The following is a 13,445-nucleotide window of genomic DNA, read 5'->3' on the forward strand; positions in this document are numbered from 1 at the left end:
CGCCCTGGAGCTCGCGGAGCGGCGTCGGGACGCGGAGCAGATAGCGCTGCTGGAGGAGCGCGACCGGATCGCCCGGGACCTGCACGATCTGGCCATCCAGCGGCTGTTCGCGACCGGCATGACGTTACAGAGCGCCGCCCGTCTCGTGGAGCACGAGGGGGCCGCCGAACGGGTCGGCCGGGCGGTCGACGACCTGGACGAAACCATCAAGATCATCCGATCGACGATCTTCGGGCTGCGCACCAAGGACCGCGAGGGCGGACCCGGCCTGCGGGCACGGGCCGCCCGCGCCGTCGGTGACGCGGCCACCACCCTCGGCCATCCGCCGCGGCTGAGCATGGAAGGACTGCTCGACACCGACGTACCCGCCCCGATCGCCGACCACGTGATGGCCGCACTGGGCGAGCTCCTCAGCAACGCTGCCCGCCACGCACAGGCCACCCGGGTCGGCGTGGGACTCAGGGCGGCGGGCGGCGAGATCGTGCTGACCGTCTCGGACAACGGCAGGGGGATTCCGCCCCGGGGGCGCCGAAGCGGTCTGCGCAACCTCGACGAGCGGGCTCAGTGCCTCGGTGGGTCTTTCACGGTCGAGAGGCCGCGGGAGGGGGGCAGCAGGCTCGTGTGGCGTGCTCCGCTCCCGGACGGCCGCTGGGGGAAGCAGCGGTGAAGGGGACCTCAGTGGTCAGCACGCCGCCGGCGCGGGGCACGGTGGTGCCGCCTCCAGGCGGAATCCGGTGACGAGGTCCGGACGGATCCGCAGGGCGCGGGTCATCGCCTGCCCCACCCACGGGTGCACCAACTCCGCATACCGGTCGGCCTCGCCGGCGTCCGTCACGGGGCTCGCGTAGCCGGTGACGACGACGCTCCAGCCGAGGTGCGTGTCGGGATCGATGACGTCCGCTTCGTAGGCCACCACCACACCGGGAGCGTCGACCGGTGCCACCAGCGAGGCCAGGGCCCCGCCTTCGTGGATCCGGATGACGATGTCCTCCCCGTCGACGACGTGGTTCACCGGCCGGACGGCGGGCAGGGCGTGCCGCGTGAAGACGATGCGTCCCAGTGACACCGTCGCGAGAAGTCTCAGGGCCTCCGCCCTGTCCAGTTCCCGCATGTGGCGGGCGGCCGTCGTGCCACCCGCCCGGCCGGCGGGTCGCCGTATGTCTTCATGATCCATCGTGCGCACCTTCGTCCGGCCCCGATCGGTCCTCGCGGCTTCCGATCTCCCACCCTCCCTCGTGATCCGGCGGCGGATCCAGGGCCGAACGGTCCCCTTCGCGGGGCCGGATCCGGACAGCCCCGCGATCACGAGACGACGAGTCTCAGGTCCCGGTCGGCGGTGAGCACCCGCATGGACTTGACCACCAGGGGCGGTACGTCGCACAGCATCAGCCGCGTCCCGCTCTCACGGCAGCGGCGGTCCAGACGAACGAAGAGGTCGATGCCCGCACTGTCGCAGAAGGACAGGCCGCGCAGATCGACGATCAGGTTCCGGTGGCCGGATCCGGCGAGCTCGCGCAGGCGCGGCCCCACGTGCCGCGCCGTGTAGAAGTCGAGCTCCCCGGCCAGGGCGATTCTCAGACCGCGGTCGTCCCGGGTCACGGTCTTCAGGTCGATCAAGGCGGTCGTCATGGTGCCCTCCGCGCTGCGTGCGGCTCCATGGAGTCGCGCCGTTCCCCGTGCGCCATCAGTCCATCGCTCGCCACGGCCGCCCGGTAGACCCGGCAGGTCCTCCAAACAGGGCCGAAGGTCCCTCTCCGGAGGACCCTGACCCCTGTCCGCCGCGCGGTGCGGCACCGGCGATGGGGGCCGATCGGCCCTGTCCCTCCGGCCGGAGGGGAGGCAGGATGCGGGTGTTCGTGCGTCCGGGACGGACCCATGCGAAGGAGTTGCGTCATGACCGGCAGCGGTATCCCCTCCCCCGCGACGGAGCCCATCAGCATCTTCCTCCTCGACGACCACGAAGTCGTCCGCCGCGGGGTGCACGATCTGCTGGACGCCGAACCGGACCTGACCGTGGTGGGCGAGGCGGGCACGGCGGAACAGGCCCTGGTCCGCATCCCCGCGCTGCGTCCCCGGGTCGCCATCCTGGACGTCCGGCTCCAGGACGGTGACGGGGTGAGCGTCTGCCGTGAACTGCGCTCCCGGATGCCCGACCTCGCCTGCCTGATGCTCACGTCGTTCGACGACGAGGAGGCGCTCCTCGACGCCGTGATGGCGGGGGCATCCGGCTACGTCCTGAAGCAGATCACCGGCACCGACCTGGTGACCGCCGTGCGTACGGTGGCCGCCGGCCAGTCGATGCTCGACCCCGGGGCCACCACGCGGCTGATGGCCCGCATGCGCGGCGACACGCCCAAGGAGGACGAGGCCCCGGGTCTGCCCGGCTTCACCGACCGGGAGAAGGAGATCCTCCTCATGGTCAGCGAAGGCCTCACCAACCGGGAGATCGGCCAGCGGCTCTACCTCGCGGAGAAGACGGTCAAGAACATCATCTCGCGGCTCTTCATCAAGCTCGGGGTGGAACGGCGCGTCCAGGCCGCGGTGATCGCCAGCCACGCCCTGACCCCGCCGGGCCGGCGCCCGGTCTGAGACAATCCGGGTGGAAGCACGCGCAGCGTCACCCGGACCAGGCGGCGAACATGTCCGACGTACCGAGCGCCTCCGCGGAGGCCTCCGTCAAGGTGTTCCTCCTCGACGACCACGAGGTGGTCCGGCGCGGGCTGCGCGACCTGCTCGAAGCCGAGCCCGACATCACCGTGGTGGGCGAGGCGGGCACGGCGGACCAGGCGCTGGCCCGCGGGCCGGCGCTGCGCCCCGACGTCGCCGTCCTCGACGTCCGGCTGCCGGACGGCGACGGCATCACGGTCTGCCGGGAACTGCGCTCCCGGATGCCCGGGCTGGCGTGCCTGATGCTGACGTCGTTCGACGACGAGGAGGCCCTGCTGGACGCGATCATGGCAGGGGCCGCCGGGTACGTGCTGAAGCAGATCAAAGGGTCCGACCTGGTGTCCGCCGTACGAACGGTCGCCACGGGCCAGTCCATGCTCGACCCGGCGACGACCGCACGCCTCATGCGCTCCCTGCGTGAACCCGGGGCCGCCGAGGTCCCCGAGGACAGCCGCCTGGCCGGACTCTCCGAACGGGAGCGGGCCGTCCTGGAACTGATCGGCGACGGACTCACCAACCGTCAGATCGCCGAGCGGCTCTACCTCTCGGAGAAGACCGTCAAGAACCACATCTCCCGGCTGCTGGGCAAGCTGGGGGTCGAACGACGGGTCCAGGCGGCCGTCATCGCCGCGCAGGTCCACGACCGGGAGCACACGGGCGACGGGACGCCGCCGAAGCACTAGGGCCTGTCTTCCGGATCAGGCCGGGCCTGCGCACGTCCCGGCAGATCTCGCCCGGTCGGGCCGCGGCGGCCCGCAGCAGGTCCCGGATGGCCTCGGAGCCGATCCGCCTGCGGCCTGCACGAGCGCAGGCAGCCCTCGCCCATGTCACGAAGCCGGGTGAGGGCCTCCCCGGGTTCCCCGGGTACCCCGGCGAGGTACCCGTCCAGGTCCTGCGTCCGGCTCTGCACGATGCTCCGGGCGTACGTGGACCCGGGGGCGCCCCGGCGTGGTGGTCACGGCGCCGGTGAGGCGAGCGGCACCCACCGCTCCAGGCGGGTCCCGGGCTCGTCCGGACCGCGCGCGCCGACCCGCATGTGGCCGCCGAGGTGTTCGGCTTTCCCCGGTACCGACGGTGACGGCCGCGGCCGGCCCGGAGCCGGCCCACCGCTCCCGCTGCACGGTGACGCGCCGATCGGTCGACACGTCCGCGACCGTGACCAGCCGGACCTGGCCAGGGCGGCATCGGCCGGGGTGCCGTCGGCGCTCGGGGCCTGCCCGCCGCGGCGTGCAGGTGCCGCACGCGGGCATCGGGACCGGCGGTCATGACGCGGCACGGACGTCGCTGCCGGTCCGCGGGAGGAGGAGGACGGGGCAGTGCGCGTGGTGCAGCACGCCGTGCGCGGCCCTGCCCAGGTTGCGGGCGGGCCCGAGGGCGCCCGGGACCCGGCGTCCGCCCATGACGAGCAGGTCGGCGTGCCGGGAGGCCGCCACCAGTACACCGGCCACGGAGACGCTCTTCTCGGCGTCGGCGCGCACTTCGAGACCGGGGAACTCGTCGCAGACCGCGTCCTCGACGGCGCGCAGGGCTGCTTCGCGCGCGCGGGCGATCTCGTCGACGCCGTCCAGCATGGTGACCACTTCGCCGACGGACCACAGCACGTTCCACACGTGCAGCAGGCGGATCGACCCCTTGCGCAGTTCGGCTTCCCGCGCGGCGTACCGGGCGTACGGGAGGTCGTGCTCGTCACGGACGGCCGCGAGGACCGTGCCGGTGCCCTCGGCCTCACCGATGCCGCGGACGACGATGACGGGGGTCACGGCGGCGGCCGCGACGTCCAGGCCGACCGAGCCGATCATGAGGGAGTCGAATCCGCCCAGTCCACGGCTGCCCACCACGATCGTGCCGTGCGGGGATCCGGCCCGGTGGAGGCTGTCGGCGGCATCCGCCCGGCCGAGTTCCGTGGTCACGCGCAGGCCGGGGTACTCGTCGGTCACCGCCTTCGCCGTGTCGTCCAGGAGCCGTCTGCCGTCGGAGCGGATCCGTTCGATGGTCTCCGCCGGCACGAAGAGGGCTTTGCCGTCGGTGTCGGCGCCGTGGACGATGTGCAGGGGCCGGCCGCGGCGCATGGCCTCCCCGGCCGCCCACAGGGCGGCGGCGCGGGCCGGGGCCGAGCCGTCGACACCTACGACCAGGGAGCTCGTGTCCGGGGTGAGGAATGCGCTTTCCACGGTTCCTCCCAACCGAGAAGTCGATGCGGACACCCCTCACACTGGCATCCACGACGTCTTCGCGAGAGGGCCGTTCGGTCCCCGGCAGGGCCGCTCGGGCCCTCCCCGGGACGCGGTGGACGCCGCAGGATGGAAGGGCAGAACGGGCTCATCACCTTTGCGGTGGTGCACCACGCCACCTCGCCGGCCGCCGTCGTGGCGCACGGCCGAGGCCGCACCGACAGGACCAGTCCCATGACCGCAGCACACCTCGACCCCGACACCGTCGCCCGGCTCGTCGGCGACGCCGTCACCGCCCCGTCCATGCACAACGCCCAGCCCTGGAAGTTCACGTACCGCCCCGATGGCGACGTCATCGAGCTGTACGGCGATCCGGAACGCGCCATGCCGCGGACCGATCCGGATCACCGGGCCCTGCACCTCGGCTGCGCGGCCGCCCTGTTCAATCTCCGCGTGTCGGCGGTGCACCACGGCCTGCGGGCACGGGTACGGCTGCTGCCCGACGGGATGCGGCCGTGGCTGCTGGCGACGGCCGCCATCACCGGGCCGCCCGAGGAGGACCACGAGCTGGGCGCCCTGTACGCCGCTCTCCGGCATCGGCGCACCAGCCGCTTCCCGTTCACCGACGAACCGGTGCCGGACGCCGTCCTGGACGGTCTGAGGAGCGCCGCCCGCTGGGAGGGCTGCCGGCTGGCCGTCCCGGGCGACTGGCACCTGGAGACCGTGCTCGGGCTGGTACGCGACGCGGAACAGCGGGAGGACACCGATCCGTTCGTCCGGGCGGAGACGTCCGCCTGGACCTGCGCCACACCGGCTCCGGCCGGGCCGCGCAGCGACGGCATTCCCGCCGCCGCGTTCGGGCCGCGCAGCTCCGCCGGCCCCTCCCCCGTAAGGGACTTCGGCCGGGACCGCTCTGCGGCGGACCGGGGCTGGGCCGTGTTCGAGAAGCGCCCGCAGCTCGTCCTGCTCGGAACGCCGACGGACACGCGCACCGACTGGATGCGGGCCGGCCAGGCGCTGGAGCGCGTCCTCCTGCAGGCCACCGCCGACGGCCTGGCGACCTCGATGACCTCCCAGCCGCTCGAATGGCCGGAACTGCGGTGGACGGTCCGCGACCCGCTGGAGGTCATGGGCCACGTCCAGATGGTCCTGCGGCTCGGCTACGGGCCCCACGGACCCGGGACACCGCGCCGCCCCGTCTCCGACGTGCTGGAGGTCCGGGAGTAGGGGACGGCGTGGCCCACGGGTGGGCGGGCCGGTGGTGCGGCCCGCCCACCCCGGCGGTCAGTCCGCCGCGACGATCTCGTTCACGATCCACGCGCCGAGTTCTTCGGTCATGGTCGTGTGTCCCTCGTTGCGGCCCGCGCACACGAAGGCGTCGAGTGCGCTGTGCTCCGGTGAGATCGGACGGTGGAGCGCCTTCGGGTCGTCGATGTCCGCCGCCGCGACGGCGCTGATGCTGGGGATGAAGCAGGACGTGGCGATGAAATCGGGATCCACGGTGTTGCCGAGCAGCGACATGAGGAGACCGGCCAGGCCGAAGCTGCCCGGGTCCCCCGCGGGGGACGGCATGGTGAACAGGCCACCGGGAGCGCCGTCGATGTCGGGCAGCCCGTTGGTGCGCACGAGGGTCGGCTCCTCACCGGCCTTCTGCAGCCTGGCGATGACCTGCTCGCCCTGGGCCTGCGTCTTCAGCCACGTGTCGAGGAGCGTCTCGCCGTCACACCTCACGGCGATGACGTCGGGCTTGACGCCGTTGCCGGTTCCGGTGTCCACGCCGTTGGCGACACCGATCTTGCGCAGGTTGCGCGGCCAGCCCCCGAGCTCGTCGAGCTTCACCAGGAACTCCACCCGCTCCGGGGCCGGCTCGGGGGTGTCGACGGCCTTCTCGATGTGCCAGCGCGCCATCTGCTTCGCGGCGGGGCTGTTGAGGAGCCCGGAGAACTGGCGCAGGACGGGCCCGATGGCGGGAGCGTCTCCCCACTTGTCGGTCGCGTAGTGCGTGAAGGCCTGGAGGGCGATCGGGAACCATGCACCCTGGTGGGGGGTGTCGTACGAGAAGTAGAGGCCCGTCTCGTGGTCGGGGAGCGCGGGGTCCTGCTCCATCTTGGCCAGGGCGTAGCGGGTGACGAGTCCGCCCATGCTGAATCCGCCGACGGCCAGCTTCGCCCGGCCCACCCGCTCGCTGATGGCCCGGCGGACGCAGTCGATGACGGTGTCGGCGTTGTCCGTGATCGACGCCGTGCGGTCCGCGAAGCCGAGGATGATCACGTCCCGGCCGGTCGCGTGCAATTCGGAGATGAAGCGGTAGTCGCCGTTCTCCTCCAGCCCGTGCCACAGCTGGTCGAGGTCGGTCGACCCGCCCGAGAAGCCGTCGGAGAGGATGACGGGCCTGATGAGCTGCCTGCGGTTGAGCGGGCTGTAGTAGACCCAGGCCGTTCCGCCGATGAGGTTCCATTCGTCGTGCGGTTCCGGCGCGGGCGGGTACGAGGAACGGGCCCCGGGAGAGACGGGGCCCCAGACGTCGACGACGGGTGCGGACATGATCAGCTCACTCCTTGCAGTTCACGGGCTCGCAGACATGGCGGGTCCCGTCACGCCGCCATCGCGGGAGCAGGATCGCCGACCGTCATGGTTGCAGACCGCGAGCATATGACTACGCAACGTGCGCAACGCGAGCAACTCTGCGCAATCCCTTGCGCAACACCCTCCCCACCCCTATCGACAGCACCTTTCGTCACTTCTGCAACAGGGCGGAGCCGCGCCCCTACCGCCCCCGCGCGGCCGTCGAATCGGTCGCGGGCCCGTCCGCCCGTACCGCGGCGTCGTTCCGGACGCGCGGGCGGGAGCGGGAGACGGCCACCCCGGCCAGGCACAGCAGGCCACCCAGCAGGGTGAGCCAGGCCGGCACCTCACCCAGGAGGACCCAGCTCAGCAGGACGACGATGGCCGGCACGGCGTAGGTCGTCGCGCCGAGCTTCCCGGCCGGCATCCGCGCGAGCGCATAGGTCCAGGTGGTGAAGGCGAGGGCGGTCGGGACCACGCCCAGGTAGACCATGTTCAAGGTCGCGGAGAGCGGGGCCCGCGGGACCTCGGCCACCAGCTGCCCGGTGAAGGGCAGGCACGCCACGGCACCGGTCAGGCAGCTGTACGCGGTGATCTGCAGCGGCGTCCCGAAGGACAGTGCGGGCTTCTGCGCGACGACGCCCGTCGCGTACGCCACCGCGGCGAGCAGGCACAGCGCCACCCCGAGCACCGAGGTGGAGCCGTCACCGCCGGACGACATCGACAGGCCGACGACCACGGCGCCGGCGAAGGAGACCACCATGCCCGCCAGCAGCCGCGGCGGCAGGGCCTCGCCGAGCAGGCGCGCGGCGAGGAGCGCCATCAGGATCGGCCCGGTGTTCACGAGCAGCGAGGCGGTTCCGGCGTCGACGAGGCGCTCACCCCAGTTCAGCGCGACCGTGTAGCCGGCGAACCACACGATCCCGGACACCAGGATGCCGCGTCGGGCGCCGCGCGGCGGCAGGCCCTCGCGGCGCAGGAGGAGCAGCACCACGAGGACCAGCGAGGCGGCGAGCAGCCTGCCCAGGGCGAGCGCCCCCGGCGAATAAGCGGTTCCGGCACTGCGGATGGAGACGAAGGCGGACGCCCAGGCGAACACCGAGCAGCAGACGGCGCCGACGGTGAGGAAGCCGGGAGAAAGGGCACGCGGAAGGGTCTTCATGTATCTGACCCTACACCGAACACTTCGGTGAGTGCCGAAGTATTTCTGCTGCAACTACCCGGAGGTCACCGAAATCCTCGGCGGAGCCTGCGGTGAAATCCTCGGCGGGGCCTCGAAGTGCCCCGCTAGCTCCACGCCTGCGGAGCGAGTCCCAGCAGTTCACCGAAGGCCTCCTCCCCCGCCCCCGTCACCAGCAGGCCCCGGCCGCCGCCCTCCGGGCGCACCACCCATGCCGCGTCCAGGGCCCGCGCGCACAGCCTCGCCCCGGCCAGGCCGCCCAGGTGGCGGCGGCGCTCGGTCCAGTCCAGGCAGGAGCTCGCCAGCGGCCTGCGCCCCGCGCTCGTCACGTCGACGCCGGCCCGGCGGCACCAGTCGAGCCCGTCCCCGGTCAGTGCGAACACGGCCTCCGTGCGCAGCAGGCCCCGGTGTTCCATCGCGTCCGTCACCGCCATGCCCAGCCGCCCCGCGAAGTGGTCGTAGCAGGTACGGGCCCGCGCCAGCGGATCGGGCGCGGCCACCACCGGCACGGCGTGCGCGGCGTCCCGGCCCGGAACGGCGTAGGAGGCCAGCTCGTCCACGAGGCGGGCCGTGGCGGCGTCGGCGATGCGCACGTAGCTGTGCCGCCCCTGCCGCTCCGTCACACAGATCCCCGCGTCGAGGAGCCGGGTCAGGTGTCCGCTGACGGTGGAGGGGGCGACCCCCGTGATCCGGGCCAGCTCACCCGCGGTCCAGGCACGCCCCTCCAGCAGGGTCATGCAGATGGCGGCCCGTGTCTCGTCGGCCAGGGCGGCGGCGAGGGAGGCGAGCCGTGCGGCGGGGGCGGGCGAATCCACCGGTCCGGAAGCAGGTACGTGATCCATGGATCCAGGGTGCCTCATTGTTTCGGCATTCGGCGAATGATCGGGGTCAATCCTGCCCGGCCCCTCCCTCCGGGAGCCCGACCAGATCAGGCGTTGCGCCCGATGGTCTTGCGGATCCAGTCCGCGTAGGCGGGCACGTTGGTGTACAGGCCCGGCCCTGCCGAGCACGCCACCCCCGGGGCACCGGGACCCGAGGTGGCGCCGACGAGCTCCCACCTCCCGCCCCTCCCCCTCTGGAGCTGCGGCCCGCCGGAGTCGCCGAAGCAGGCCATGGCCCCGGGCACGCGGCTGATCGTGCACAGCCGCGTCGGACCCGCATAGCCGGGAGCGCACTCGGTGTCGGCGCCCCTGCGCGTGTCGAGCTCCTGCATCCGCTCCGCGAACCTCAGTTCCGTGTCGACCGTGGTGCCGAATCCCAGGATCCGGGTCGGGGTACCGGGCCTCCCGGCCCGCTCCGCGATGCGGACGGGCTCCTCCGTGACCGGGCGGTCGAGGCGGACCAGCGCGAGGTCGTCCTTGTTCGCGGTCTTCCCGTCGCCGCCGGCATGGCCGGGGTGGACGACGATCCGCTCGATGGCCCGCACCGTTCCACCGGACTTCCTCGCCCCACTGCCGATCCGGACGGTGCCGTCCAGCTCCAGGCCGTCGCCCTGCACGCAGTGGGCCGCGGTCAGCACCCACCGGGCATCGATCAGCGACGCCCCGCAGGAGCCGTCGTACAGCCCGTACTTCGGAGCCGACTCCGGGATCGTCGCCATGAACGGGTAACGCTCGGTGGAATCCTTGCCGTTGACGATCGCTGCGGCACTGCCGCCCAGCAGGGCGGTACACGTCGCGACCGCCAGGGCTCCGACGACGGTGGTGCGCGCAGCGCGGCGGCGCACGGACTTCGAACCGAACACGGGGGGATCCTTTCCCTCGGAAACCTGACGTGCCCAAACCTGTCGTCTGCGAGGTCCACGGCACCATCCGGCCAGCAGGCCCACACACAGGGGGACCACCCCCCCCTGTCACCGGCGGGGAGCGGTGGGGTTAACCCCCGGCCGGGCACCCGGGGTGAGCCCCCGGGCAGATCGGTGGGGCACCCCAGCGCGGCCCGCGCACCGGCGCACGAAGATCACTTCATCGGCTCGGGCAGACCCCACACGACAGGAGTGATCCCCATGGACGGGTACGGAAAGAGGGCCGGCCGGCGCAGGCTGCTCGCGCTCACGGCGGCGCTCGCCGCCACTGCGCTGACCGCCCCGGCGCGTTCCGCGGTCGCGGCACCGGCCGCATCCGCCGATTCCGGGACGGCGGACGGGGAAGCGGCCGTCGTGCGCTCCCTGGAGCGTGCTGCGCACCCGCTGCGTTCCACGGAACCCGGCGGCCGGACCACGGACCTCTCGGCACTGAGCGCCATGGCCGGGGACGCGAAGGTGGTGGGGCTGGGCGAGGCCACGCACGGTTCGCACGAGTTCTTCGCCATGAAGGAACGCGTCTTCCGCCACCTCGTCGAGGAGCGCGGCTTCGGCACCTTCGCCCTGGAGATGAGCTGGTCGGCGGGGCTCACCATCGACGAGTACCTCCAGGGCGGTCCCGGCGACCCGCGGAGCGTCGCGGCGCAGACACTGGCCGGGTCCCCCTGGGAGCGGGAGGAGTTCGTCAGTCTGATCGGCTGGATGCGCGAGCACAACCGCCGCCACCCCGGGCGGCGGGTCCACTTCATGGGCGACGATCTCGGGGCGCCGAAGCTCGGCGACGCCGCCTTCGAGCGCGTGCTGTCGTCCGTCCGCGTCACCAGGCCGGAGGTCCTTCCCCGGCTCACCGAGCTGTACGCCCGGCTGCGGCCTTTCGACGACGTCTTCGCCTACCTGCGCAAGCCCGTCGCGGAACGCAAGGAGGACGCCGCACGCGCCCAGGAGGCACTCGACCTGGTGGCCGGTCACCAGGGGGCCGGCGGCGGCGACCACGCGTGGACGGTGCAGCACGCCCGGAACATCGCGCAGACCTTCGCCTTCGCCACCGTCGACCTCGCCGACCCGGCCTCGGTCACCGCCGCCGAGCTCCTGCGCGACCGGGCCATGGCCGACAACGTCCTGTGGTGGCAGCGCAACACCGGCCACAAGATGCTGCTGTCGGCCCACAACGGTCACGTCGGATACCTCTCCGCCCATCCGGACATGTACCCGCGGACCCAGGGCGCCGCACTGCGCGACCGCCTGGGCCGCGACTACGCCGCGATCGGCTTCAGCTTCGCCGGCGGCTCCTTCCTCACCAAGGACTCCTCCCTCGACGCGGACTGGAAGCCGGTCGGCGTTCCGGCGGCGCGTCCCGGCACGAACGAGCACACCCTGGACCGGGTCGGCCACCGGGACTTCTATCTCGACCTTCGGACCGCACCCGCCGCGGCGCGCGCCTGGCTGGACCGCGCCCGGCCGGTCTACGACGCCGGCTCGACGTTCACGCCCGACCCGATGCCCACCCTCGCCCTCGGCCGGGCCTACGACGTCCTCATCCACCTCCACCGGGTCCGGGCGGCCGACAGACTCTGAACCGAGGCCGTGGCGAGCGGAGTTCGGCCGACGTACGACCGGCCTGACGATGCGTCGAACGAGCGGGCCCCACCGCACGCATATATCGAGTGCCGATATATAGTCGCCGCCATGACGAAACGATCACCGTCTCTGACGGAATCGCAGTACTTCATGCTCGCGGCCCTTCAGGAGGGCCCCCTGCACGGCTACGGCATCATCAAAGCCGCCGAGCAGGCCACGGACGGACGCCTCAAGATCGCCGTCGGCACCCTCTACGGCGCGCTCGACCGGATGGAACGCGCCGGGTGGGTCGCGGTCGACCGCGAGGAGGTCGTGGACGGCAGGGCGCGGCGCTACTACCGCATCACCGAGGACGGTAACGGCGTCCTCCGGCAGGAAGCCCTGCGCATGCAGCAGGCGGCGGCGCTCGTCATCGGCCGCCCCATCCTCAAGGCGGTCCGCGCATGAACCGCATCCTGCTCGCCGCATACCCCAAGGACTACCGCGTCCGGCAGGGGGAGGAGGTCCTGGGCTGCCTGGCCGAGGCGTATCCGGGCCGCGCCTGGCCGCCGCCGCGGGAGGTCGCCGCGCTGCTCGGCGCGGGGGTGCAGGCCCGCGCCCGCGCCGTCTGCGAGGACCGGACCCGGCCGTGGTGGCTGGACGGCTTCCACCTGACCGCCCTCGTCCTCGCCGCCCTGGCGCTGGTGCCGTACCTGCAGGACGTGTGGGACTGGGCGCTGCGCGTGGATCCCGCCTCCCACTCCATCGGCTTCGAGCACGCGGGCTGGTACCCCTGGGCACAGGGTCCTGAAAGCCGGACGCGGCTCCTGCCCTACGGCCTGCTCCCGCTGGTCTGCCTGCTCGCGCTGCTGCGCGGCTGGGCGTGGATCGCGTTGCCCGTCTCGGCGACGATGGCCGGCGTCGGATCCGGGATCGTCGGCTCGGACGTGTTCGGTGACGAAGGCGTGGTGGGCGTCGGCTACTACGGACTGGGCGCTCCGCTGCGGGCCCATGACATGGTGCTCTCGGGAACCCTGTTCCTCGCCTGCTCCGTGCTGGCGGCGGGCCGTCCGGGCAGGCTGCGCCGTCGCTCGTACGGATGGCTCGTCCCACTGGCGGGGGCCCTGGTCATGGCCGGCGCCCTGCACCTCACCTCGGTCGATCCCTACGTCCAGCGGGGCCAGTTGGTCGTCGAGGTCGCCGCGCTGGCCGTCGCGTGGATCGTCACGGCGGCCACCGGCGACTACCGGTGGCTGATACCCGTCGCGGCGTTCACGCTCGTCCGCATCACGGCGATCGTCACGCAGCCGTCCATGACCGGGTCCCTGCCGAGCCAGGTCGTACTGCTCGCCCTGCTCATGCCACTCCCTTTGCTCGCCGTCACTGCACGGCAGCGGCAGCGGCGCACCGCCTGAGCAGCCGGGTGGGCCCCCGGCCGGCGGGGCCCCCCGCGGCGGGGGGGCCCGCGGGGGGGGCCCCCGCGGCCGGGGGCGCCCGCCCCCGC

Annotated in this window: 14 protein-coding genes; 7 read left to right on the top strand and 7 right to left on the bottom strand. The window is 72.8% G+C overall.

Annotated features, from left to right (window positions below; all coding sequences use genetic code 11):
- A partial coding sequence (locus ACFXA3_RS17185; protein WP_385187564.1) for a sensor histidine kinase occupies positions 1–667 on the top strand: 667 nt, incomplete at its 5' end.
- 15 nt (positions 668–682) lie between these two features.
- Here ACFXA3_RS17185 and ACFXA3_RS17190 read toward each other — a convergent pair.
- Both ACFXA3_RS17190 and ACFXA3_RS17195 read right to left on the bottom strand, forming a co-directional pair.
- Positions 683–1,174, bottom strand: a complete 492-nt coding sequence (locus tag ACFXA3_RS17190) for a pyridoxamine 5'-phosphate oxidase family protein (protein WP_385187566.1) — start codon at positions 1,172–1,174, stop codon at positions 683–685.
- 128 nt (positions 1,175–1,302) lie between these two features.
- Positions 1,303–1,629 (bottom strand): STAS domain-containing protein, encoded by a 327-nt coding sequence (locus tag ACFXA3_RS17195; RefSeq protein ID WP_385187568.1) that lies wholly within the window; start codon positions 1,627–1,629, stop codon positions 1,303–1,305.
- A gap of 264 nt (positions 1,630–1,893) precedes the next feature.
- Between ACFXA3_RS17195 and ACFXA3_RS17200 the strand changes: the two genes are divergently transcribed.
- Together ACFXA3_RS17200 and ACFXA3_RS17205 are read left to right on the top strand one after the other, a co-directional pair.
- Complete coding sequence (locus tag ACFXA3_RS17200; RefSeq protein ID WP_385187569.1) at positions 1,894–2,589, top strand: response regulator; 696 nt, start codon at positions 1,894–1,896, stop codon at positions 2,587–2,589.
- Positions 2,590–2,639: 50 nt separating this feature from the next.
- Entirely contained in the window at positions 2,640–3,350 is a 711-nt protein-coding gene (locus ACFXA3_RS17205; protein ID WP_385187571.1) for a response regulator, read from the top strand.
- Positions 3,351–3,929: 579 nt separating this feature from the next.
- Here ACFXA3_RS17205 and ACFXA3_RS17210 read toward each other — a convergent pair.
- Positions 3,930–4,838, bottom strand: coding sequence for a universal stress protein (locus ACFXA3_RS17210; protein WP_385187573.1), 909 nt, complete (start codon positions 4,836–4,838; stop codon positions 3,930–3,932).
- A 234-nt stretch (positions 4,839–5,072) separates the two neighbouring features.
- Between ACFXA3_RS17210 and ACFXA3_RS17215 the strand changes: the two genes are divergently transcribed.
- The gene (locus tag ACFXA3_RS17215; RefSeq protein WP_385187575.1) at positions 5,073–6,065 is read left to right on the top strand and encodes an Acg family FMN-binding oxidoreductase; all 993 of its coding nucleotides are present in this window, start codon (positions 5,073–5,075) and stop codon (positions 6,063–6,065) included.
- A gap of 57 nt (positions 6,066–6,122) precedes the next feature.
- Here the strand turns inward: ACFXA3_RS17215 and ACFXA3_RS17220 are convergent, their stop codons facing one another.
- The 4 genes from ACFXA3_RS17220 to ACFXA3_RS17235 all read right to left on the bottom strand — a co-directional run bounded on the left by ACFXA3_RS17220 (position 6,123) and on the right by ACFXA3_RS17235 (position 10,327).
- Positions 6,123–7,382: an esterase/lipase family protein gene (locus tag ACFXA3_RS17220; protein WP_385187576.1), complete on the bottom strand. Its 1,260-nt coding sequence runs from the start codon at positions 7,380–7,382 to the stop codon at positions 6,123–6,125.
- Between the two features lie 223 nt (positions 7,383–7,605).
- Positions 7,606–8,565 (bottom strand): DMT family transporter, encoded by a 960-nt coding sequence (locus tag ACFXA3_RS17225; RefSeq protein WP_385187578.1) that lies wholly within the window; start codon positions 8,563–8,565, stop codon positions 7,606–7,608.
- 125 nt (positions 8,566–8,690) lie between these two features.
- The gene (locus tag ACFXA3_RS17230) at positions 8,691–9,425 is read right to left on the bottom strand and encodes an ArsR/SmtB family transcription factor (RefSeq protein WP_385187580.1); all 735 of its coding nucleotides are present in this window, start codon (positions 9,423–9,425) and stop codon (positions 8,691–8,693) included.
- A gap of 86 nt (positions 9,426–9,511) precedes the next feature.
- On the bottom strand, positions 9,512–10,327 hold the full coding sequence (locus tag ACFXA3_RS17235; protein WP_385187582.1) for a S1 family peptidase: 816 nt from the start codon (positions 10,325–10,327) through the stop codon (positions 9,512–9,514).
- Positions 10,328–10,588: 261 nt separating this feature from the next.
- On the opposite strand from ACFXA3_RS17235, the gene ACFXA3_RS17240 reads away from it, so the two are divergent.
- From ACFXA3_RS17240 to ACFXA3_RS17250, 3 genes are all read left to right on the top strand, one after another.
- Positions 10,589–11,959 (top strand): erythromycin esterase family protein, encoded by a 1,371-nt coding sequence (locus tag ACFXA3_RS17240; RefSeq protein WP_385187584.1) that lies wholly within the window; start codon positions 10,589–10,591, stop codon positions 11,957–11,959.
- Positions 11,960–12,070: 111 nt separating this feature from the next.
- Positions 12,071–12,409, top strand: coding sequence for a PadR family transcriptional regulator (locus ACFXA3_RS17245; protein ID WP_385187586.1), 339 nt, complete (start codon positions 12,071–12,073; stop codon positions 12,407–12,409).
- Entirely contained in the window at positions 12,406–13,356 is a 951-nt protein-coding gene (locus ACFXA3_RS17250; RefSeq protein WP_385187588.1) for a hypothetical protein, read from the top strand. Before ACFXA3_RS17245 ends, ACFXA3_RS17250 begins: the two co-directional genes overlap by 4 nt.
- Positions 13,357–13,445 lie beyond the last annotated feature (89 nt).

Origin of the sequence: Streptomyces sp. NPDC059456, assembly GCF_042750055.1 — a bacterium.
In the GTDB taxonomy this organism is placed as follows: Bacteria; Actinomycetota; Actinomycetes; order Streptomycetales; family Streptomycetaceae; genus Streptomyces.

Bases quoted from the DNA above. Each gene is read 5' to 3' on its own strand.
- ACFXA3_RS17190 (WP_385187566.1), bottom strand. From the start codon at position 1,174: ATGGATCATGAAGACATACGGCGACCCGCCGGCCGGGCGGGTGGCACG.
- ACFXA3_RS17195 (WP_385187568.1), bottom strand. From the start codon at position 1,629: ATGACGACCGCCTTGATCGACCTGAAGACCGTGACCCGGGACGACCGC.
- ACFXA3_RS17200 (WP_385187569.1), top strand. From the start codon at position 1,894: ATGACCGGCAGCGGTATCCCCTCCCCCGCGACGGAGCCCATCAGCATC.
- ACFXA3_RS17205 (WP_385187571.1), top strand. From the start codon at position 2,640: ATGTCCGACGTACCGAGCGCCTCCGCGGAGGCCTCCGTCAAGGTGTTC.
- ACFXA3_RS17215 (WP_385187575.1), top strand. From the start codon at position 5,073: ATGACCGCAGCACACCTCGACCCCGACACCGTCGCCCGGCTCGTCGGC.
- ACFXA3_RS17220 (WP_385187576.1), bottom strand. From the start codon at position 7,382: ATGTCCGCACCCGTCGTCGACGTCTGGGGCCCCGTCTCTCCCGGGGCC.
- ACFXA3_RS17225 (WP_385187578.1), bottom strand. From the start codon at position 8,565: ATGAAGACCCTTCCGCGTGCCCTTTCTCCCGGCTTCCTCACCGTCGGC.
- ACFXA3_RS17230 (WP_385187580.1), bottom strand. From the start codon at position 9,425: ATGGATCACGTACCTGCTTCCGGACCGGTGGATTCGCCCGCCCCCGCC.
- ACFXA3_RS17240 (WP_385187584.1), top strand. From the start codon at position 10,589: ATGGACGGGTACGGAAAGAGGGCCGGCCGGCGCAGGCTGCTCGCGCTC.
- ACFXA3_RS17245 (WP_385187586.1), top strand. From the start codon at position 12,071: ATGACGAAACGATCACCGTCTCTGACGGAATCGCAGTACTTCATGCTC.
- ACFXA3_RS17250 (WP_385187588.1), top strand. From the start codon at position 12,406: ATGAACCGCATCCTGCTCGCCGCATACCCCAAGGACTACCGCGTCCGG.